Below are 20,297 nucleotides of genomic sequence, written 5' to 3' on the forward strand. Positions count from 1 at the left end.
GAAAAAACGCCCGGTGAACCGGGCGCTGGGGTCTTCCTATCTAGTTTTATCAGATGTTGCGGTTTTTGCCCGGGTATCCTCACACTCGGAAGCGCGACACCGAGTCCGTCAGGCGCTGCGCCAGCGTTTCCAGCTCCGCCGCCGCGCCCACGGTCTGCTGAATATCGGCGTCGTTGGTGCGCGCCATGTTGGCGATGGCGTCGATGTTTTCGTTGACCGCCTGGCTGGTGAGGCGTTGCTGCTCGGTGACTTCGACGATCTGCTGCAGGCCGTTCCGGACTTCGGCCACCGACTGGTTGGCGGCGCTCAGCACGCTGGCCACGCTGTTTGTGGAGTGGCGGCTGGCTTCGAGCGATTGCAGGCTGGCGCTGACGGCTTGCCGCACCGCATCGGTCTTGCTGTTCAGCGCGCCGGTGACGGAGTCGATCTCGCTGGCGGATTTGGCCGATTTCTCGGCCAGTTTGCGCACCTCGTCCGCCACCACGGCGAAGCCGCGGCCCATCTCGCCGGCGCGGGCGGCTTCTATCGCCGCGTTCAGCGCCAGCAGGTTGGTCTGCTCGGCGATCTCGCGCACTTCCTTGGTCATGCTGGTGATCACGGCGGTGGAGTTGACCAGGTCGCTCTCCGCCTGCGCCATCAGCTGCACCGCGCTTTCCACCTGGCCGACCTCCTGTTGCAGCTGCTGCAGGCTGCGCTGGCCCTGCTCGGAACGCTGCAGGCTTTCCTCGGCGCCGTTGCTGACGTGCTCCGCCTTGCCGGCGATCTCTCCGATGTGGCAGGCCAGCTGCTCCACAGCCTCCGCGGCAGCCAGCGACTGGCTGTTCTGGCGGTGCGAGCTGGCGGCCAGCTGGTTGGCGCCGCCGGACAGGCGGCGCGAGGCCAAGGCCACCGCGTCCGCGCTTTCGCTGACCTGGCGCACCAGGCTGGCCACCGTGCCCAGCATCTGGTTGAACAGGCGGGCGGTGACGCCGATCTCGTCGTTGCTTCTGGTCGGCAGCCGGCGCGTCAGGTCGCCTTCGCCCTTGGCCAGCTCGGCCAAGCCCTTGGCCATTTCCTGCAAGGGGTCGGTCACGAAACGGCGGATGAACAGATACACCACGCCCAAGAGCGGCAGCGAGGCCAGCAGGGCGAACAGGATGCTCTGCGTGCGGAAGCTGTCCACCGCGGCATACGGTTTTTCCAGCGAGATGCGCATGCTGACCGCGCCCAGCGGCGTTTTGTCCGCCACTTGGTGGCAGGCCATGCAGTTCTTGCCCAGATAATTGGATGAGGCCAGCGCCGGGTACACCACCCTCAAATGCTCGCCCAGCTCGGGTGTGGATTCGATCTGCACATGCGGCTTGCCGTCCTGCAGCGCGGCGCGTTCCAGCGCATCGGTGGCGCGCCCCTTGTCGCCGGCGTTGCCGGGGCCGAACTGCTTGTTGACGGGTTCGCCGCGTATCACCCGCAGGTCGCGCACGGCGGACAGCTCGCGGATCTGGTCCAGAAACACGTCGCGCTGGCCCACGGTGCCGGTGATCATCATGCCGGTCAGCCCGGCCAGCGTCATTTCATTCATGCTGTGCGCCAGGTCCTTGGCCTGTTCCACCGCGATGTCGCGGCTGGCGCGCGTTTCCCACGCGATCAATCCCCCCCCATGCCAGTACCAGGCAGCTCCAGATGGCGCCGGTCAGTCGCAGCCAGATTGGCCAGTCGGAAAATTTTCTCATTGCATGCCGGGGCGGCGTGGCCCCGTCTCCTGTGTGTGGTTTGTGTTTTGATCGTTGCTGGGCGGGCAGCTGAAAATAACTTTAGCATGGCTATGCCGTAGGAATTCTAGTTCGGCGAGTGTGGGCTGCGTCTGGCCAAGATCAAGGAATGCGCGGATACCGCTTGCCGCGGTGGCGGATTTGCTATCAAAACCCGTTCAAGGCCTTATGGCTTGGGTTGGCCGCCTTTTTCTGCAACAATCGCGCCCTTGCCGACGCGGCGGACTGCGCCGGCTATGGTGAAATCGTGATCGGATAGTGTGGAGATGGGCATGAGTGACAGAGCGGGGCGCGGTGTCGCCATCATAGGCGGCGGGCCGGCGGGCTTGATGGCGGCGGAAATGCTGGCGCAACGCGGCATCCGGGTGGATGTCTATGACGCCATGCCCTCGGTGGGCCGTAAATTTCTGCTGGCGGGCATAGGCGGGCTGAACCTCACCCATTCCGAACCGTATGCGGCCTTTGTCGGCCGCTATGGCGCGCGCGCGGAACAGATCGAGCCGCTGCTGCGCGCGTTTGACGCCGATGCGCTGCGCGCCTGGGCGCATGGCCTGGGGGTGGAAACCTTCGTCGGCAGCTCCGGCCGGGTGTTTCCGCGCGAAATGAAGGCCGCGCCGCTGTTGCGCGCCTGGCTCAGCCGGCTGCGCGAGGCGGGCGTGCGCATCCATGTGCGCCATCGCTGGCAGGGCTGGAACGCGGACGGCAGCCTACGTTTCGATACGCCGGACGGCGAACTGGCGGTGCGCGCGGACGCGGTATTGCTGGCGCTGGGCGGCGGCAGCTGGAAAAAGCTGGGGTCGGATGGCCGCTGGATGCCTTGGCTGGCCGAGCGCGGCGTGGCCACGGCGCCGCTCATGCCGTCCAATTGCGGATTTGATGTCGGCTGGAGCGCGCTTTTCTCCGACAAGTTCGCCGGCGAGCCGCTGAAGGCGGTGGGGCTTTCCTTAGAAGGCAGTGATGGACGTAGCTTCAAGCGGGTGGGCGAGTGCGTCATCACGGAGGGCGGCATCGAAGGCAGCCTGATCTACGCGTGTTCGGCGCTGCTGCGCGACGAGATCGCCCGTTCCGGCGCCGCCACCTGCCATCTGGACTTGATCCCGTCCTGGGACGAAGCCAAGGTGCTGGCCGAGGTGACGCACCCGCGCGGCTCTCGCTCGCTATCCAGCCATTTGCAGAGCAGGCTGAACCTGAAGGGCGCGCGCGCCGGCATCCTGCGCGAGTGCCTGGACAAGGAGAGTTTCCAGCATCTGCCGACGCTGGCAGCCGCGATCAAGCGCCTGCCGTTGAGGCTGGCGGCGCCCCGGCCCATCGACGAGGCGATCAGCACGGCCGGCGGGGTGTGTTTCTCGGCGCTGGACCCGCGGCAAATGCTGAAGACGCTGCCCGGCGTGTTCTGCGCCGGCGAGATGCTGGATTGGGAAGCGCCCACCGGCGGCTATCTGCTGACCGCCTGCTTCGCCAGCGGCCGCGCCGCCGGCATCGGGATGGCGGAGTGGCTGCAGGGCGGCGCATCAAAATAGTTTTACTTGAGGGCGGCAAGCGAGCCTGACAGAATACCCGGATCACATTATTTCGCCTGATCAAGGCGTGATTCGTAAACTGTTTTTCTTGCTTGCCATGAGTGAAAAAAGCAATCCCTGCCAATCCTGCGGCGCCTGCTGCGCCAACTTCCGCGTTTCCTTCTACTGGGCTGAGGCCGATGACGGCGGCGGCGCCATCCCCAGCCAATTCACCGAGAAAGTCAACGACTGGACCCGCTGCATGCGCGGCACCTGGTCGAATAGCCCGCGTTGCGTCGCCTTGCAGGGCGAGGTGGGCCATAGCGTGGCCTGCGGCATCTATGCCGCGCGCCCAAGCGCCTGTCGCGAGGTGGAGGCCGGATCGGCGCAATGCCACAAGGCGCGAGCGGCGCACGGGCTGGCGGTGTTGCGGGACGATGCGGTGGCCGTCAATGAGCCTCAGCCTTTGCTGACGGGTTAATCATCGTCCGCAACGCGCCACGCGGTTTTACAGGCGATAACGGTTGACTGCCTGGTTCATGGCCACTACGGCCTCGTCCAGTTGCTCCGCCGTCTTGGCGGTTTGATGGGCGGCGGCGCTGGACTGGGTCGCCATTTCCGCGATTTTTTCCACCTGCGCGGCGATGCTGTTGCAGGCATGGGCCTGCTCGCGTATCGAGTCCGCAATTTCTCCCACCATCTGGCTGGCGGTATTGGACGACTTGCCGATTTCACCAATCGTGATCAAGGCCTCGTCGGCCCGGACGACGCCGGATACCACCAGTTGCTGCATTTCGCTCATGCGCGTGGTGGTCTGGCGCGAGGTGTCGGTCACGCCGCGGATGATGTGGTCGATTTCGCCGGTCAGAATGGCGGTGCGCTCGGCCAGTTTGCGCACCTCGTCCGCCACCACGGCGAAGCCGCGGCCCATCTCGCCGGCGCGGGCGGCCTCGATCGCCGCGTTCAGCGCCAGCAGATTGGTCTGATCCGCGATGTCCTTGATGCTGCTGACCGAGTTGGCGATCCGGTTGTTCTGCTCTTCCAGCTCATGCAGGCTGCTGCTGGCATGGTCGACGGTATGGGAGATCGACCGGATTTCCTCCACCGTGCGCGCGATGACCTGCTGGCCGGTGTCGGCGTGGCGGCTGGCTTCTTCGGTTTGCTGATTGCTGTATTCGGCCCGGTCCCCCACTTGATGGATGCTGACCGACAACTGCTGCATGGTGGCGGCGATGGCGGAGGAGGCCTCGTTTTGTCTTTCCGCCGCCTGCAGCACATTGCCGGCGGCGCTGGCCAGGTCGGTGGCGTAGGCCGCCACCTTGGCGCAATTGCCGGAAATATCGCTCATGCTGTGGCGAATGCGGTCCATCAGCAGGTTGAAGGTGGCGGCGGTGTTGCCGATTTCGTCGCTTGGGTTATGCACCTTGACCTGCAGCGTGAAATCCAGACGCTCGCCTATCCGGTTCATGGTCTGGTTCAGATCCTGCAGCGGCCGGCTGATGGAGCGGTGGCAGCGCAGGCCGATGGCGATCAGCAGCAGCGCCAGCAGCGCCGTGACGGCCAGGGTGATGTCGCGGGTGGTTTCGATCAGCCGATGGGCATTCGCCACCTCCTGCTCCACATGGCGCTTGTTGTAGTCGATATGTGCCGCGATGCCCTTGGTCAGCGCATTGCCGGCAGGCAGGGCAGAGGTGGCGCGCAGCCGCAGCGCTTCGGCCAGATTGCCGTGCAGAGCCGCGTCCATCAGCGGCACCATGGTGCCCCAATAACGGTCCAGCAAGCGAACGTTTTCCTGGTATAGCGCGCGGTCTTCTTCGTTGTCGACCTGCGCGCCGTACTGATCCAGCGTCGATTTGGCGGCTGCATAGGCAGCATCGACCTTGGCCTTGGCCGCCAGGCGGTCCGCTTCGCTATCCGCCACCAGCACTTGCATCCCGACTAGCCGGATGGAGGCGATGGCGTTGCCGAACTGGTTCAGCGTGATCAGTTTGGGGTAGTCCGCTTGGGCGAAATTGCTGGCGGTATCCGCCAGCCGGGACTGGGTGTACAGGCTGTAGGCGCTGATGCCGACCAAGGTAAGGATGGAAAGTAAAATCAGCAGCAGGATTTTTTTGGAAACCGACATGGCAATGGACTCCGTCAAGGTGCGAGTGCTTGAGAGGTATTGCGGGCTACTGGGGTGTTTCTGTTTGAATATTTCTAAATAAATAATATTTAAGTTGCGGTTTATTGAAAGATACATGCAATTGGCAAGCCGCTTCATTGCCTGGCGATTAACCCATGTCTATGAATTTCAAGCAAGTGTTGTGGCGGCGATTGTGCAGTTTGGCGTGGAATCCATGAGCCGGATGTGGGATTTTCTTCCCATCGCCAGACTGGCGGGCGTGAAGGCGCGCCATACCCGAGTGGCATGGCGGAGAACGCGGGGTTTGCCTTTGGGTCGCGCAGGCTGTGTTTTGCAGAAGAAGAAAAGGCTTGCCGCGGCAAGCCTTTGTCATGAATGGGCGTGGCGATGTCTTATTCGGGCTGCTTGTCGTTGCTGGCCAGCTCGATCTGCGCTTTCTTCACCCGCTTGTCCGCCGCCAATTTTTGCTGCAGCGCCAGCAGGTCGGCCTGCGGCGGGCTGTCGAACACCACCACGCTGGCCGTGCGGTAGCGCGGCGTCAGGCCGTGATCGCGCGCGAGCGCCGCCTCGTCCTGCGCGGAGGCCAATTGCACCAGCACGGCGCCGCTGACGGACGCCGGCACCGTCTGCTTGGCGCTTTGCACCACGTCGCCGCGCTTCAGCGTGGGCGTGGCGGCAGCGGGCGCGGCCGCCAGCTTGGCGGAAACGCCCATCTTGGGCTGCGGCGTCTGTTTGTAATACACCTTGCCGTTGATGGAAACAGCCTGCCCGGCCGGCTTGGGCAGGAAGGGCAGGTCGGCCGCGTGAGCCGCGGCGGAAAGCGCCAGCAGGGCGGGAATCAGAGAGAGAATGGCTTTCATGTTGCGCTCCGGTGGCCGAAGAAGCGGATCGACCACGATTTCAGTTTGCCTGCCGCGTTTGGCAGCGAGTAGGTGGTGTTTTTGCTGTTGACCCGATGGACGAACTGGTACTCGCCGCCATTGCTGTCTATCACCCTCAGCCGCCATTGGCCTTTGGCCGGCTCGCCATAGAAGTGGTTGGACAGCAGCCGCTGCTGGTTCAGGCCATACTCCTCCGCCACCAGCGCGGTGCGCGGCGACAGCAGCACCGAGCGGGTGCCGGACGGCGAGATCAGTTCCACCGCCAGGTCGCTGGCGCGGCCGTGCTGCGCATCCACCAGGATTTGCACGGCTTCCACCGTCAGGTTGTCCGGCTGGTTGAACACGCTTTCCACGCCTTTTTCATCGCCGTCCGGGATGGCAGCCTGCGCGTTCACGGTTTGCCAGCGGGTTTTCTGCAGCGGAGGCAGCGGACGCTGATAGAACAAGGCTTTTTCCACCGCCTTGTCCACGTCTATCAGGCCAAAGCCATAGAACGGATGGAAAGACAGGCCTGCGGCGTTTTTTTGCCATCCCGGCAAGGCCTGGTAGCTGTGGGCATTGCCCGCCGCATCCTTGAACGCCAGCGTTACCCCAGGCTGCGCAGCGTCCACCTTGCGGGCGGTGGTGATCAGCAGATGGCGCACGTCGCGGGCGGAGAGCGCGGGATTGGCCGACATCACCAGCGCGAACGAGCCGGACGTGGCCGGCGCCGCGGACGAGGTGCCGTTCATCACGCTGTTGTAATCGCAGTTCGGATCGAGCGCGGTGCCGCCATGCAGGCTGTTGGCGGCGTCGCCGCTTACGTTGTAGCCGCGATTGCAGCCGGAAAGGTCGGTGGTGACCATGGCCGGCGAGTCGGTGCCGTATTCGCCGCCTGGCGCGGTCAGCAGCACGTTGGCGCCGACCGACGAATAGGACGAACGCACGCCGTCGGCGTTCAGGGCCGATACCACGACATTCCAGTAATTGCTGTTGTCGGTGGTGAGGTTGGAGTCCTGCACCGGCAGGCCGTTATTGCCTTGGTAGCCCAGCAGGTAGCCGCCATTGACGCGGAAATAGTTGTAGGCGTTGCCGGCCGATTTGACGAAAACCGCGCCGCGGCCCCAGTGGCTGTTGCGGCTGACTTCCTCGTAAGTCTCCTCTTCGGTTTTCAGCTCGATGTCGGCATCCGGATTGCCCGGCTGCGAGGTGATGGCGGACGAGCCATAGCTTTGGTTGAAAACCCGGGCGTCGGTAAAGGCTTCCAGCGGCTTGCCGCCCGGCTGCTTGCCGTGGGATAGCAGCCAGCCCTCCATGGTTTGCGCCAACAGCCAGTTGAAGCCCTTCAGTCCGGCCGACGGCGCGATGCCGCGGCCGCCTATGCCGTTGTAGCCGACGGCGGCGGCGATGCCGGCCACCGAGGTGCCGTGCGCATTGTCCGGCGATGCCGGGGTCGGATCATCGCTGCCCGTCACCAGGTTTTTTGATCCCGGCACGATATTGGCCGCCAGATCCGGATGGCGGATTTCCAGACCATCATCGATCACGGCGATGGTGGTGCCCACGCCGCGGATGCCGCGCAAATGGGTGAAGGCGAGATCAAGATCAATGCCCTTGACCCCGCCGCGCTTGGAGAACGCATTCTGGCCGGTGTTCTGCAGATGCCATTGCTGATTGGCTAGCGGATCGCCAGCTTGCAGCGGATAGGCCGGCTGGCCCGGCGCCGCGGCATGGCTGGCCTGCGAAGCCAGCGCGAGCGCGATGGCGCTGCTGATGAAACGAAGTTGCATGGTGGTTTCCTCTATTTTTGCCTTTGAGCGGCATATTGCCGCTTTAAAGATATTATTTGTTAATTTTTATTGCGTAAATACGTTTTTGTCATTTATTGATTGCAGCCAAAGATAAGCGCGGCTTTGCGCGCGGCGCGAGCGGCAGCGGGGGGAGGCTAGAGGAAGGGAAAAGAGAGGACGCGGCGAGGGCCGCGTCGCAGGATGACTCAGTCTATCTTGGCCAGGGTGTCGAAGTTGCTATGGTTGCAGTCTTCGAATTCCCGCCGGGGCTCTTTCAGCTTGATCTGATAGGATTTGCCCTGGGCGGTGAGGATCAATTCCTTGTCGGCGCTGGCCAGCGGCTTGGGCATCAGGAACCAGCGCTGCCCCTGGCGGGAGTTGGGCTGGGTGATGTAGATGCCGCTGGAAGGAGGCGTTTCCGGCTGCTGAGGGTCCAGCAGCGACACCCCGACCGGCGTTTGCCCCAGTATTTCGATGCCGACCTTGGTGCCGTTGTTCTGGCGCAGGATGCGCCGGATGATGCCCAGCAGCGGCGGGTGGCTGTCGGTGCGCACCAGAATCAGCCGCCCGATGGCCAGCTGCTCGATGGCTTTGCCGATAAAGGTCAGGCCCATGCCGGTGCTGCTGATGTCGTTGATGCGCCATTCATCGACGCGGTCGACTTCCAAGCCGCTGACGTCCTGCACCTTGATCTGGAACGCCACCCGCTCGAAGCCGATGGAGACGTGGGCGCTGGAGGCGTGCAGCGAGCGCTCCGATTTGCGCAGCGATTTGCCGCCGTCGTTTGACCAGCGGATGGCCAGCTTTTCGCATAAATCCGCCCACTCCTCGCGCTCCAGTTCGCAGTCCAGCGCGGCCAGCTGCGACGGGATGCGGGAGTCCAGATCGAACATCAGGTCGGCCAGGCGGGTGCTGATTTCATATGACGACCAATAGCGGTGCCATTTTCCGGCCATGCCGCGCAGCATCGGCTGAGGCGGCTCCGCCATCGACAAATTGAAGACGAAAACCGGCGTCTCCAGCGGCGGCTGCTTTTCCAGCGGAATCTGTTGGCAGATCAGCAGCAGCAGTTGGTCGACTGCGATGATCTCTTTGTGCAGCATGTTTTCCGTCTGCGCCAGATACAGCATGCCGGCTTGCAGCAGCAGATGCTCGCAGGTGATTTCCTGGCGCGAGTGGGGATACAGCAGCAGCGGGGTGCGGGCGAAGCCGGCTTCCTCGGCGTAGATGTAAAAGCGGAAGCCCTGCTGCCAGGCGCTGCCTTCCGGTTTCAGGTAGCGCAGCGCGTTCCAGGCCAGCAGGCGCATCTGGTGATGCAGGCCGCGCACGGTGGCGAGTTGCAGGTCGGTTTCGACGATTTGGCTCGGCGCGTTTTTGTGCAGGCGCAGGCAAATCTGGTAGGCGGTGGACAGCTCATGCCAATACGCCAGAATGGTGGGCAGGTAGCCCTTGCTGCCTGGCCTGGCATGCAGGTAGTCGCTGCACAGCTGCTGATGAATGTCGGCGGCCTTGTCGTCCACATAGAGCAGCGTTTTGACGCGCTCTTTCAACGATATCTCGGTATCGGCGTTAATTTTGGAAATAGCCTTGATGATTTCCACCAAGGCAGTAAAGTATTCAGCCTGCGGCAAGTCTCGTACCAGCAGGGTTGCCGATTGCGCCACGCCGGATGCCGGCGTGTTTTTGCTCAGAAGCGAAGTGACTAGCGATTTGAAATCAAACATTGAGCCCAGCTTTATTAATGAAAGTGATGTACTCGCTTATTTGTCACTCTATCTTACGTCACGCCTTGATGATGGTGAAACTACAATCTCAAAATTAACAAACATGGCCTGGACAAGGAAATTCTCATTTTGGGTATCGGTCGCGGCGTTCGTTTTGGCGGCCTTGGCCGCGGTTCCGTCTGCCCGCGCGGCGGAAGAGCCGCAAGTGCCTGAAGGGGTTGGGGTTGTGCTCGGCGGCGGCGGCGCGCGCGGTTTCGCCCACCTTGGGGTATTGAAGGAGCTGGAACGGCTGCGCATTCCGATTTCCTGCATTGCCGGCACCAGCGCCGGGGCCTTGATCGGTGGCATTTACGCCAATGGCTTGCCGCTGGACGAGATGGAGAAGGAGTTCAATGGCGCCGACTGGGATCAGATGCTGTCCGGCCGGCCGGCGCGAGCGAATATCCCGTATGACCGCAAGCGCAATGACTACAAGAATTATCTCGATGCCAGCTTTGGCCTGAAAGACGGCGAACTGCGCTTGCCGCGCGGCGCCATCAACTCCCAGGGCATCGAGATGTACATCCACAACATCACGCGCGATCGCAATATCGACAGCTTCGACAAGTTGCCCATCCCGTTCCGCGCCGTCGCAGCAGACCTGCTGACCGGCGACGCGGTCGTGTTCGACAAGGGCTCGCTGTCGCGCGCCTTGCGCGCCAGCATGGCGGTGCCGGGCGTGTTCGACCTGGTGGAGGACAATGGCCGCCTGCTGGTGGACGGCGCGATTGCCCGCAATGTGCCGGTGCAGGATGTGAAGGGGCGCTGCGCCAAACATGTGATTGTAGTGGATGTGGGCTCGCCGCTGCTGAAGGCCGACGAAATCCAGTCCTGGTTCGACGTGGTGGCGCAAAGCTCCAATCTGGCGGTGATGCGCAACGTCAGGCAGCAGATGAAGTTGCTGGACAAGAACGACATCGTGATCCGCCCGGATCTCACCGGCTATACCGCCGCTTCATTTGGCGACCATCGCGCCATCGTCAAGCGCGGCGAGGAGGCGGCGCGCAAGATGGATGCCCAGCTGTCTGCGCTCTCGGTATCGGAAGAACAGTACGCCGCGTGGAAAAGCCGCTTGCAGCGGCCGCGCTATCCGGTGCTGGACGAAGTCAAGGTGGAAGGCAAGGACGGCACTTTCACCAAGCTGGCCACCCTGCAGGAGTCCTTGAGCTTCAACGGGCCGGCGGTCCCCGTTGGCGTGGCACGGCAACGTCTGGATGAGATTTTCGCCAGCGGCGAATATGACAAGCTGTCTTATCGCGTCGATAGCGCTACCGGCCGCAACGTGATGACGGTGATGCCGGTGGAACGCAGCATAGGCCAGAACTCGCTGCACTTTGGACTCAATCTGAACAGCGACACGCCGGGCGACAGCGCATTTACTTTCCGCGCCGCCCATGAGTGGGCGGCGCTGAACGATGCGGGCGCGTCCTGGCGCAATGATGTGGCGATAGGCTACCAGCGGATGTTCAATAGCGAGCTGTATCAACCGCTGTGGCGCGGCAGCCCGGTTTTTGCGGCGGCTTCGCTGGGGGCTTACCAGAAGCAGTTCCGTTTGTTTGACGCCAACCATACCGCCCTCTCGACCATTAATGACGATGTGGTGGGCGGCCAGCTCAATCTTGGCTTGGCGCTGGGCAAATACGGAGAGTGGCGCATCGGGCTGTACCACGAAAACAATCGCATATCCGTTGCGCAAGGATTTCCGTTTGAGATCGGCGACGGCGGCCGTTTCCGCGATGTCGGCCTGAGCACCCGCTTGGTGGTGGATCAATTTGACAATCCGCGCTGGCCGCGCGCGGGTTACTACTTCAGCGGCAAATTGCGCAAGGGCCTGCCGGGCCTGGGCAGCGATACCGACCAGCAAGCTTATGATCTGGTGGGCGAGGTGGCCAAGACCTATGGCGACTTTACGGCGCGCTTCACGCTGAAAGCGAGCGGGGATCGCAAGAAGAATGTTCCACAGGAGTTAGGCGGCTTTTTGAACCTGACCGGTTACCAGACTGGCGAGCTGGTCGCGGACCAAACCGCGCTGGCGCGCTTGATGGTTTATTGGCGGGCCGCCTCCTTGCCGCCAGTGCTGGGCTCTGGCGTCTATGCCGGCGTGTCGCTGGAAGGCGGGCGGCTGTGGGGGCAGAACAATCTCGATTTTCAACCCAACAGGGAGAGAAGCTGGATTCCAGCCGGTTCGCTGTTCCTGGGGGCCGATACCATCCTGGGGCCGTTTTTTGTGGGTATCGGCAGCGCCCGCGGCGGGCAGTTGACCGGGTATATCTACCTCGGCGTCGATTATTGAGCGCGCGGCGCGCTGCGATGGCCCCGCGATGCATTGGCGATGGATCGCGGGGCTGTCCTTTAGGCCTGCTGCGCTGCAATAGTGGTACGAACGTTTGATTTAGTCCTGGCGTTTGCGCTTGTCATGTTCTATCCCGGTTAAGGGCCGCCATCCGGCGGCCCTGGTCAAAAACACATCGGGAGAGATAATGAAACGTCTGTTGTCGCGCAGCGCTTTCGCACTCGTCTTGCTGCTGCTGCCGTTCGCATCGGCCCTGGCTTCCAGCGGCTACACCCAAACCCGCTATCCCATCGTGCTGGTGCACGGCCTGTTCGGTTTTGGGCAGTTGCTGGGCGTGGACTATTTCTATCAAGTGCCGGCGGCGTTGAAGGCCGACGGCGCCCAGGTGTTCGTGGCTGAGGTGTCGGCCACCGACAGCAATGAGGCCCGCGGCGAACAGCTGCTGCAGCAAGTGCGGCAGATATTGGCCATTACCGGCGCGCAAAAGGTCAATCTGATCGGCCATAGCCAGGGCGCGCCCACGGCGCGCTACGTGGCCGGCGTGCGGCCGGATCTGGTGGCCTCGGTCACCACGGTGGGCGGCGTCAACAAGGGTTCCACCGTGGCCGACATCGTGCGCGGCGTGGCCCCTCCGGGAACGGTCAGCGAAGCGGTCGCTTCGGCCATCGCCGGCGCCTTGGCCAAGGTGATCGCCTTCTTCTCCGGCACCAGCGACTTGCCGCAGCAACCCATCGCCGCGCTGAACTCGCTGACCACCGCCGGCTCTCTGGCCTTCAACGCCAAGTTCCCGGGCGGCGTGCCGACCTCGGCCTGCGGCGAGGGCGACTACCAGGCGAATGGCGTGCGCTACTATTCATGGACCGGCGCGGCCACCACTACCAATATCCTCGATCCGCTGACCATCCCGATGGGGGTATTGGGCCTGGCTTTCGGCTCCACGCCGTCCGATGGCCTGGTGGGTGTGTGCTCGGCCCATCTGGGTCAGGTGATACGCGACAATTACCAGATGAACCACGTCAACGAGATCAACCAGAGTTTCGGTTTGGTCAGCCTGTTCGAGGTGAGTCCGGTCACGCTGTATCGTCAGCAGGCCAACCGGTTGAAGAACGCGGGGCTGTAAGATGAGACGCCGCCGTGGGTGGGGATTGGCCTTGCTGGCCGGCTGCGCGGCGCTGGCCTGGTGGTATTGGCCGACCCCCGCCTCGGGGCCGTCCAGCTTGCCGGGCGCCGTGGCATGGGGCGGTCAGGCGGCCTCGCTGCGCGGCACTTCGCCGGACGGCGCGGTCCAGGCCGATGGCGCGGGCGCGTTGCGGGTCGATCAGGAGCTGCGCCGTTTGTTCGACTATTACCTGGCCACGCAGGGCGAGCGCACCCTGCCGCAAATCCGCGCCGAGCTGCAGCGTTATCTGCAAGGCCGCTTGCCGGCCAAGCCGTTGGCGCAGGCGATGAGCCTGTTCGACCGTTACGTCGCCTATCGCCAGTCGCTGGCCGGCATGACGGTGGCGGCCAGCGCCGATCTGTCGCAAAGGCTGGCCGCGGCGCGGGCGGTGCGGCTGCAGTATTTCAGCGCGGCCGAGGTGGCGGGGCTATTCGGCGACGAGGACCGCTATGACGCGTTCACCGCGCAACGCTTGGCCATTCTGGCCGATCCCTCATTGAGCGCGGCGGAAAAGCAGCGGCGAATCGCCTTGCTGGAGCGGCAGCTTCCGCCTGAGCTGCGCGCGGCGCGCGAGGATCCGGTCAAGCATCTGGCCTTGGCGGAGGCGGAGGCGGCGCTGCGCCAGCGCGGCGGGGGCGAGCAGGAGCTGTACCAGCTGCGCGCTTCCATGGTGGGGCAGGCTGCGGCCGATCGCTTGTCTGAACTGGACAGGGAGCAGGCGGCATGGCGGCAGCGGGTCAATGATTTCACCCGCGAACGCGCCGCCATCCTGGCCAATGGCCGACTCAGCGCTCCGCAACAGCAGCAGGCGGTGGCGCAATTGCAGGCGCAGCGTTTCTCGGCGCAGGAGGCCTTGCGTCTGCCTGGCTTTGTCGCCAGCCATTGAGTGTCGGCTGCAAGGAAAACAGGCGCCGAACGGCGCCTGTTTCCATTGAAGCAATCAGGGTCAGGGCTGGTGGAAAAACAACCGCTGCAGCGCCTCGCCCGGCTCCGCTTCCCGCATGAAGGCTTCGCCCACCAGGAAGCTGTGCACGCCGCTGGCCTGCATCAGCCGCACGTCGTCCACGCTGGCAATGCCGCTCTCGGTGACGGCGATGCGGCCGTCGGTGATGCGCGGCAGCAGTTTCAGCGTGGTGGCCAGGCTGACTTCGAAGCTGCGCAGGTTGCGGTTGTTGACGCCCACCAGCTCGGTCTTCAACTGCAGCGCGGCGTCGAGTTCCGCCTCATTGTGCACTTCTACCAGCACCGCCATGCCCAGCTCATGGGCCAGCGCTTCCAGCGCCATCATCTTGGGCAGTTCCAGCGCGGCGGCGATCAACAGGATGCAATCCGCGCCCATGGCGCGGGCTTCGTACACCTGGTATTCGTCGACGATGAAGTCCTTGCGCAGCGCCGGCAGATGGCAGGCGGCGCGGGCGGCTTCCAGGTAGGCGGCGTCGCCCTGGAAGTATTGGCGATCGGTCAGCACCGACAGGCAGGCTGCGCCGTGGGCGGCGTAGCTGGCGGCGATGGCGGCGGGCTGGAAGTCTGCGCGGATCACGCCCTTGCTGGGGCTGGCCTTCTTGATTTCGGCGATGACCGCGGCCTTGCCCAGCGCGTGCTTGGCGCGGATGGCGGCGACGAAGTCGCGGCGGTCGCCGCGCGCCTCTGCCTCGGCGCGCACCGCGGCCAGTGGACGCGCGGACAACGCCGCGGCGATTTCCTGGCGTTTGGTGGCGATGATGGTGTCGAGAATATCGGACATGCTGATTCGGAGGTTGAAAGTCGAATAGGCCATCATGCAGAACATCCCGCCCGATGGCAAGCCGGATCGGGACGGGATGGGGGAGATTCAAGGGCGGCCCAGGCCGCCGTTGGGGTTGTCGCAGCAGGCTCAGCGCGACACGAAGCCGCCGTTGATGAACAGGGTCTGCGCGGTGGTCCAGCGGTTTTCCGGCGATACCAGATGCTTGACCAGCGGCACCAGATCGGCCACCTGGCCCAGCTCGCCGTTGATGCTGGCTGATTTCAGATAGGCCACGGTTTCCGGCGTTTCCACGGAGTAGAAGAAGGCCGTGTCCATTGGTCCGGGGGCCACCACGTTGACGGTGACGCCGCGGTGGCCGATCTCCTTGGCCAGAGCGCGGGTAAAGTCCTCCAGCGGCGCCTTGCTGCCGGCGTAAGCGCCGTAGTAGCCGGTGGTGGCTGCCAGCAAGGAGGTGCCGATGCTGAGGATGCGGCCGTTGTCGCGGATGCGGCGGCCGGCTTCTTGCAGGCAGAAGAACGCGGCCTTGGTGTTCAGCGCGAAGATGGCGTCGAACTCCTCCTCGCTGACTTCCGTCACCGGCTTCTTCACCATCATGCCGGCGGTGTTGATCAGGATGTCCAGATGGCCGAAGCGTTGCTCCACCGCATCGAACAGGCGGCGCACTTCCGCCGTCTTGGTGATGTCGGCTTGCACCGCGAAGGCCTGGCCGCCGGCGGCGTGGATCTTGGCCGCGGCGGCTTCGGCGTCGGCGCGCGAGCCGGCGCTGTTGTAGTGGATGGCGACGGCGGCGCCTTCGGCAGCAAGCGCCTCGGCAAAGGCCCGGCCCATATTGCGCGATGCGCCGACGACCAGAGCAACTTGACCTGCGAATTGGGATTGGCTCATTTCACTTCTCCGTAAGATTGACCGCAAAGCGCGGCGGGCTGTGGATGCTTCGCAGTGTATTGCTGGCATAGAGCAAGATAAATCGCCCTGATTTGATTACACTATCCATAAAAACGTGCTAATTGGAGGGCGGATGGATCGGATACAAGCCATGCAGGTATTCGTCACCGTGGTGGATGCGGGCGGTTTCACCAAGGCGGCGCAGCAATTGCAGCTGCCGCGCGCGTCGGTTTCCAGCGCGGTGCAGCAGCTGGAGGCTCAACTGGGCGCGCGGCTTTTGCACCGGACCACGCGGCGGGTGCAGCTGACGCTGGACGGCAGCGGTTTCTACGAGCGTTGCCGCCAGCTGCTGGCAGATTTCGACGAGATCGAGGCGCTGTTCAGCCAGCAGGGCGCCGGGCCGCGCGGCAAGCTGCGCATCGACGTGCCCGGGCCGATAGGCCGCCAGGTATTGGCGCCAGCCTTGCCGGATTTTTTCCGGCAATACCCGGACGTTCAGCTAGAGCTGGGCGTGACCGACCGGCCGGTGGACTTGATCCAGGAGGGCGTCGATTGCGTGATCCGCGTGGGCTTTCTCAGCGAATCGCGGCTGGTGGCGCGGCGCATCGGCTTGATGCCGCAAGGCAATTACGCCAGCCCGGATTATCTGGCGCGGCATGGCCTGCCCCTGTCGCCGGACGATCTGGATCAACACCTGGCGGTCACTTATGCCTCGCCGGCCAGCGGCAAGGCGCTGGGCTGGGAGTATCAGCAGCAGGACGATTGGCGCGAGCGGCCCATGCGCTCCTGCGTCAGCGTCAATCATGTGGAAACCTACACCGCCTGCGCGCTGGCCGGGCTGGGCCTGATCCAGCTGCCGCGCTACGACGCCGCGCAGTATGTGGCGGCGGGGCGGCTGGTGGAAGTGCTGGCCGACTGGCCGCCGCAGGCTTTGCCGGTGTCGGTGCTCTATCCGCATCGCCGCCATTTGTCGCGGCGGGTGCAGGTGTTTGTCGAGTGGGCGGGCGCCTTGCTGCGGGAGCAACTGCAATTGCTGGCGTGAGCCGACGCTTAACTCTCTGCCGGCTCGCGGCTGGAAATGCCCAGCCGCTGCATGCGCGACAGCAAGGTGGTGCGCTTCAGGCCCAGCCTGGCGGCCGCGCCGCGCGGGCCGGCGACGATGCCGTTGCATTCCTTCAGCACCCGCAGAATGCGTTCCTTTTCCGGCTCGCAGGCGTCGAACAGCGGCGTCTCCCGCCGCGCGGGCGGGGTACAAGACGGCGCGGCCTGATGATAGGCGAGGTCGGTTTGCGGCAGATTCAGCACCGGGCCGCGCGTCAGAATCACGGCCCGCTCGATGACGTTTTGCAGCTCGCGCACATTGCCCGGCCAGTTGTGCCGCTGCAGCCGCTGCAGCGTTTCCGCCGGGATGCTTTCTATGCAGCGGTTCATGCGCCGCGCGAACTTCTGCGTGAAAAACTGCGCCAGCAACGGAATATCGTCCGGCCGGTCTCGCAGCGGCGGCAACAGGATGGGAAACACGTTGAGCCGGTAATACAGATCGCTGCGGTAGCGCTTGTCGGCGATCATGGCCATCAGGTCGCAGCTGGTGGCGGAGATCACGCGCACGTCCACCGGAATGATCTTCTGACCGCCCAGCCGTTCCACCTCGCGCTCCTGCAGCACGCGCAACAGCTTGGGCTGCAGCTCCAGCGGAATGTCGCCGACTTCGTCGAGAAACAGCGTGCTCTGGTCCGCCATTTCAAAGCGGCCGAGGCGCTGCGCGGTGGCACCGGTGAAAGCCCCTTTTTCGTGGCCGAACAGCTCGCTCTCCAACAGCCCGGCGGGAATGGCGGCGCAGTTCATATTCACCATGCGCTTGCCGGCGCGCGGGCTGTGGGCGTGGATGGCGCGCGCGATCAGCTCCTTTCCGGTGCCGGTTTCGCCCAGCAGCAAGACCGAGCAGTCGCTGGCGGCGACGATCTCCACTTGTTCCAGCACGGCGGACATGGCCGCGCTGTGGCCGATGATTTCGTCAAAATTTTGGTAATGCTGGATTTCGCTGGTCAGCTGCAGGTTTTCGCTGGCCAGTTGGTCTTTCAAGCGCGAGATTTCCTGATAGGCCAGCGCATTGTCCAGGCCCAGGGTCAGCCGAGCCGCCACCTGTTGCAGTAAAGGCAGCACCGCGCGGAAATAGCCGCTGTCGCCGGGATAGGCCAGCAGCAGCGCGCCCACGGTTCCGGACGCCCCGCATAGCGGCAGCGCGCACAGCGAGCGGCAGCCGGCGCGCATCACATCGGCAAAGCGCGGGTGGACGGCGGCCATCTGCTCCAGCGTCGGCTCGCTGGCGAGTAGCAGTTGGCGCCCCAGCATCGCCTCGCGCGCCGGCAGGCGTTCGCGCGGGTAGCGGGTATGGCGGCAGCGTTCGCGGCCTTCTCGCTCCAGGTAGATATCATGAACTTGCAGCTCGCCGTCGTCTTCGCCATGCAGATTGAGGCCGACGAAACTGACGCCGAAGGCCAGTTGCAGCGCCTGCGCCACTTTCTCCGCCAGTTCTTCCAGCTGCAGCGTGGACAGCACCGCGTTGGTGACGTCCACCAGGATTTGTAGTTGGTCGCGGTCGGCGCGCAAGGCGGCTAGCGGATCGGCGGGCGGCGCAGGCTGGCCGCAGGGTTGAGGCGCGAGTATCGGCATGGGTGGGCTCGGAAATGGCGGAAACTTGCAGAGCAAATTTTACCGGCCGGCCGCACCTGCTCAAAGCATAAGCGCCGCTTAATCGCCATCGGTTTAATCTGCGTCAGATAGCCAGGGCAAATGCTCCAGCGCCGGATCATCGCGCAGCGTGGCGTACAGCCGTTCCACGGCCTGGCGCACCGGCTCCGTCATCGGGCAGTAAAACGCCACCAGATCGGGCTGGATGCCGATGAACTCCACCACCGGCACGGTTTCCGCCAGTCGCTCCATCACAAAGCTCAGCGGCAGGTCGTGGGTGCTCATGATGAACATGTCGGCCAGCGCATCCGGCGGCACGCGGCGGATTTCGCCGGGGGCGAGGCCCATGTCGGCGGCGTCCACCAGCACCACGCGGCGCGGCGCGCGCGCGGCGACGCGGTGGGTGGCGTTTTCCGGCGCGCTGCCGCCGTCTTCCACCTCCCAGCCGGGCAGGGGCGCTTGGCGCATCAGATCGGCCAGCAGCGGGCCGGCGCCGTCGTCGCCCATCATGCGGTTGCCTACGGCCAGGATCAGGTCCGGCGTGTCAGTCTTCATGTCGTTTCACCATCAGGTAAAGAGCCGGTTCGGCGTCCATCGCCGCCAGCGCGCGCATCAGCGCGTCGCTCCAGCGGCGTTGTTCTTCGCTCATCGCGTCTCGTCCGCGCGTCAGCGCCAGGGCGAGCGGGGCGGCGTGGCTGGCGTCTATCATGATCTCTCCAAAGCGCAGCGCGCCGGCCAGCTTGCGCCGCGCCTCGCCCTCGGGCAGCGCAGCCAGCCATTCTGCATAGTCGTCCTCCGGGCAACTGAGCATAGTTTGCAGGCAATCGATCACGCCGATGTGGTGGCCCAGCGCCAGCGTCTGGTAGATCACCTGCCGCGCGCCGTCGTCGTCCGGCATGTCTTCTTCGCGCTGCAGGAATTTGCGTCCCAGCGAGTGAAACACGATGCGGCTCATGGCTAGCCTCCTTCCGTGCTGATATCCCACAGCCGGGTGAGGATTTCGTTCTCGCGCGGGTCGTCCACCGTCGATAGGTGGCGCTTGACGCGCTCGTCCAGCGTCAAGCCGTCGGCTTGCGAAGCCAGGTCCATGAATTGGTCGGCCAGGAGGCGGCCGCTGCGGTAGCCGGCCAGCCGCCGCGCTTCGCGTTCGATGCGCACCCGCGTGTCGAGCGGAATGCGCGGGTGCGGCAGCAGGGCGCGGTCGCATTCGCCTTCCACCTGATGGCTGGCGTGCAGTTTCTGCTGCAGCAGCCCCAGCGCCATGGCGAAGCCGTAAATCGTGGCGGCCGGCGTGGGTGGGCAGCCCGGGATATAGACATCCACCGGCACGATTTTGTCGCTGCCGCCCCAGACGCAGTAGAGGTCGTGGAAGATGCCGCCGCTGCAGCCGCAGGCGCCGTAGGAGACCGATATCTTGGGGTCCGGCGCGGCCTGCCAGGCGCGCAGCGCCGGCAGGCGCATGGCGCGGGTGACGGCACCGGTGAACAGCAGGATGTCGGCGTGGCGCGGCGAGGCCACCACCTTGATGCCGAAGCGCTCGGCGTCGAACACCGGCGTGATGGCGGCGAAGATCTCGATCTCGCAGCCGTTGCAGCCGCCGCAGTCCACGCGGTAGACATAGGCGGAGCGCTGGATGTCCTTCAGCAGCTTCTGCTTCAGCTGGGCGATGCCTTCGCTTTCGGTCAGCGGCTTGGGCATGCCGTATTCGTCGCGCGGAATGATCAGCTTGCTGTCCGG

The 20,297-nt window shown here is 64.3% G+C and carries 17 protein-coding genes; 6 read left to right on the forward strand and 11 right to left on the reverse strand.

The window, feature by feature from the left end; all coding sequences use genetic code 11:
• Positions 1–79 precede the first annotated feature (79 nt).
• Positions 80–1,627 carry a methyl-accepting chemotaxis protein gene (locus QUG01_RS05810; RefSeq protein WP_500829301.1) on the reverse strand — a complete coding sequence of 516 codons (1,548 nt, stop codon included), beginning with the start codon at positions 1,625–1,627 and terminating at the stop codon, positions 80–82.
• Positions 1,628–2,020: 393 nt separating this feature from the next.
• Between QUG01_RS05810 and QUG01_RS05815 the strand changes: the two genes are divergently transcribed.
• Together QUG01_RS05815 and QUG01_RS05820 are read left to right on the forward strand one after the other, a co-directional pair.
• A complete protein-coding gene (locus tag QUG01_RS05815; RefSeq protein WP_500829302.1) occupies positions 2,021–3,268 on the forward strand; it encodes a TIGR03862 family flavoprotein in 1,248 nt (415 codons plus the stop codon).
• A 97-nt stretch (positions 3,269–3,365) separates the two neighbouring features.
• Positions 3,366–3,728, forward strand: a complete 363-nt coding sequence (locus tag QUG01_RS05820) for a YkgJ family cysteine cluster protein (RefSeq protein ID WP_043626063.1) — start codon at positions 3,366–3,368, stop codon at positions 3,726–3,728.
• 27 nt (positions 3,729–3,755) lie between these two features.
• Here QUG01_RS05820 and QUG01_RS05825 read toward each other — a convergent pair whose 3' ends face one another.
• The 4 genes from QUG01_RS05825 to QUG01_RS05840 form a co-directional block, all read right to left on the reverse strand.
• Entirely contained in the window at positions 3,756–5,372 is a 1,617-nt protein-coding gene (locus tag QUG01_RS05825) for a methyl-accepting chemotaxis protein (protein WP_500829303.1), read from the reverse strand.
• 392 nt (positions 5,373–5,764) lie between these two features.
• The gene (locus QUG01_RS05830) at positions 5,765–6,232 is read right to left on the reverse strand and encodes a serine protease external chaperone (protein ID WP_500829304.1); all 468 of its coding nucleotides are present in this window, start codon (positions 6,230–6,232) and stop codon (positions 5,765–5,767) included.
• Entirely contained in the window at positions 6,229–8,022 is a 1,794-nt protein-coding gene (locus QUG01_RS05835; protein WP_500829305.1) for a S8 family serine peptidase, read from the reverse strand. The genes QUG01_RS05830 and QUG01_RS05835 overlap by 4 nt, the downstream gene beginning before the upstream one ends.
• 206 nt (positions 8,023–8,228) lie before the next feature.
• Positions 8,229–9,746 carry a PilZ domain-containing protein gene (locus QUG01_RS05840; RefSeq protein ID WP_500829306.1) on the reverse strand — a complete coding sequence of 506 codons (1,518 nt, stop codon included), beginning with the start codon at positions 9,744–9,746 and terminating at the stop codon, positions 8,229–8,231.
• Between the two features lie 205 nt (positions 9,747–9,951).
• On the opposite strand from QUG01_RS05840, the gene QUG01_RS05845 reads away from it, so the two are divergent.
• The 3 genes from QUG01_RS05845 (at position 9,952) to QUG01_RS05855 (ending at position 14,123) form a co-directional block, all read left to right on the forward strand.
• On the forward strand, positions 9,952–12,078 hold the full coding sequence (locus tag QUG01_RS05845; RefSeq protein WP_500829307.1) for a patatin-like phospholipase family protein: 2,127 nt from the start codon (positions 9,952–9,954) through the stop codon (positions 12,076–12,078).
• A gap of 187 nt (positions 12,079–12,265) precedes the next feature.
• The gene (locus QUG01_RS05850; RefSeq protein WP_500829308.1) at positions 12,266–13,198 is read left to right on the forward strand and encodes an esterase/lipase family protein; all 933 of its coding nucleotides are present in this window, start codon (positions 12,266–12,268) and stop codon (positions 13,196–13,198) included.
• A 1-nt stretch (position 13,199) separates the two neighbouring features.
• Positions 13,200–14,123 carry a lipase secretion chaperone gene (locus tag QUG01_RS05855; RefSeq protein WP_500829309.1) on the forward strand — a complete coding sequence of 308 codons (924 nt, stop codon included), beginning with the start codon at positions 13,200–13,202 and terminating at the stop codon, positions 14,121–14,123.
• Between the two features lie 60 nt (positions 14,124–14,183).
• Here QUG01_RS05855 and trpC read toward each other — a convergent pair whose 3' ends face one another.
• Both trpC and QUG01_RS05865 read right to left on the reverse strand, forming a co-directional pair.
• The gene (gene trpC / locus QUG01_RS05860) at positions 14,184–14,981 is read right to left on the reverse strand and encodes an indole-3-glycerol phosphate synthase TrpC (RefSeq protein WP_500829310.1); all 798 of its coding nucleotides are present in this window, start codon (positions 14,979–14,981) and stop codon (positions 14,184–14,186) included.
• Positions 14,982–15,110: 129 nt separating this feature from the next.
• A complete protein-coding gene (locus QUG01_RS05865) occupies positions 15,111–15,869 on the reverse strand; it encodes an SDR family oxidoreductase (protein WP_500829311.1) in 759 nt (252 codons plus the stop codon).
• A 133-nt stretch (positions 15,870–16,002) separates the two neighbouring features.
• On the opposite strand from QUG01_RS05865, the gene QUG01_RS05870 reads away from it, so the two are divergent.
• Complete coding sequence (locus QUG01_RS05870; protein ID WP_500829312.1) at positions 16,003–16,911, forward strand: LysR family transcriptional regulator; 909 nt, start codon at positions 16,003–16,005, stop codon at positions 16,909–16,911.
• 8 nt (positions 16,912–16,919) lie between these two features.
• Here the strand turns inward: QUG01_RS05870 and QUG01_RS05875 are convergent, their stop codons facing one another.
• The 4 genes from QUG01_RS05875 to QUG01_RS05890 all read right to left on the reverse strand — a co-directional run bounded on the left by QUG01_RS05875 (position 16,920) and on the right by QUG01_RS05890 (position 20,258).
• Positions 16,920–18,542 carry a sigma 54-interacting transcriptional regulator gene (locus QUG01_RS05875; RefSeq protein ID WP_500829313.1) on the reverse strand — a complete coding sequence of 541 codons (1,623 nt, stop codon included), beginning with the start codon at positions 18,540–18,542 and terminating at the stop codon, positions 16,920–16,922.
• 93 nt (positions 18,543–18,635) lie between these two features.
• Entirely contained in the window at positions 18,636–19,115 is a 480-nt protein-coding gene (gene hycI / locus QUG01_RS05880) for a hydrogenase maturation peptidase HycI (RefSeq protein ID WP_500829314.1), read from the reverse strand.
• Positions 19,105–19,515 (reverse strand): formate hydrogenlyase maturation HycH family protein, encoded by a 411-nt coding sequence (locus QUG01_RS05885; protein ID WP_500829315.1) that lies wholly within the window; start codon positions 19,513–19,515, stop codon positions 19,105–19,107. Before QUG01_RS05885 ends, hycI begins: the two co-directional genes overlap by 11 nt.
• 2 nt (positions 19,516–19,517) lie before the next feature.
• The gene (locus QUG01_RS05890) at positions 19,518–20,258 is read right to left on the reverse strand and encodes an NADH-quinone oxidoreductase subunit B family protein (RefSeq protein WP_500829348.1); all 741 of its coding nucleotides are present in this window, start codon (positions 20,256–20,258) and stop codon (positions 19,518–19,520) included.
• Between the last annotated feature and the right edge of the window lie 39 nt (positions 20,259–20,297).

The sequence above is a fragment of the Chromobacterium sp. CCUG 76385 genome (genome assembly GCF_059916625.1).

Coding starts and splice junctions, on each gene's coding strand:
- QUG01_RS05815 (WP_500829302.1), top strand. CDS start 2,021: ATGAGTGACAGAGCGGGGCGCGGTGTCGCCATCATAGGCGGCGGGCCG.
- QUG01_RS05820 (WP_043626063.1), top strand. CDS start 3,366: ATGAGTGAAAAAAGCAATCCCTGCCAATCCTGCGGCGCCTGCTGCGCC.
- QUG01_RS05825 (WP_500829303.1), bottom strand. CDS start 5,372: ATGTCGGTTTCCAAAAAAATCCTGCTGCTGATTTTACTTTCCATCCTT.
- QUG01_RS05830 (WP_500829304.1), bottom strand. CDS start 6,232: ATGAAAGCCATTCTCTCTCTGATTCCCGCCCTGCTGGCGCTTTCCGCC.
- QUG01_RS05835 (WP_500829305.1), bottom strand. CDS start 8,022: ATGCAACTTCGTTTCATCAGCAGCGCCATCGCGCTCGCGCTGGCTTCG.
- QUG01_RS05840 (WP_500829306.1), bottom strand. CDS start 9,746: ATGTTTGATTTCAAATCGCTAGTCACTTCGCTTCTGAGCAAAAACACG.
- QUG01_RS05850 (WP_500829308.1), top strand. CDS start 12,266: ATGAAACGTCTGTTGTCGCGCAGCGCTTTCGCACTCGTCTTGCTGCTG.
- QUG01_RS05855 (WP_500829309.1), top strand. CDS start 13,200: ATGAGACGCCGCCGTGGGTGGGGATTGGCCTTGCTGGCCGGCTGCGCG.
- trpC (WP_500829310.1), bottom strand. CDS start 14,981: ATGTCCGATATTCTCGACACCATCATCGCCACCAAACGCCAGGAAATC.
- QUG01_RS05865 (WP_500829311.1), bottom strand. CDS start 15,869: ATGAGCCAATCCCAATTCGCAGGTCAAGTTGCTCTGGTCGTCGGCGCA.
- QUG01_RS05870 (WP_500829312.1), top strand. CDS start 16,003: ATGGATCGGATACAAGCCATGCAGGTATTCGTCACCGTGGTGGATGCG.
- QUG01_RS05875 (WP_500829313.1), bottom strand. CDS start 18,542: ATGCCGATACTCGCGCCTCAACCCTGCGGCCAGCCTGCGCCGCCCGCC.
- hycI (WP_500829314.1), bottom strand. CDS start 19,115: ATGAAGACTGACACGCCGGACCTGATCCTGGCCGTAGGCAACCGCATG.
- QUG01_RS05885 (WP_500829315.1), bottom strand. CDS start 19,515: ATGAGCCGCATCGTGTTTCACTCGCTGGGACGCAAATTCCTGCAGCGC.
- QUG01_RS05890 (WP_500829348.1), bottom strand. CDS start 20,258: ATGCCCAAGCCGCTGACCGAAAGCGAAGGCATCGCCCAGCTGAAGCAG.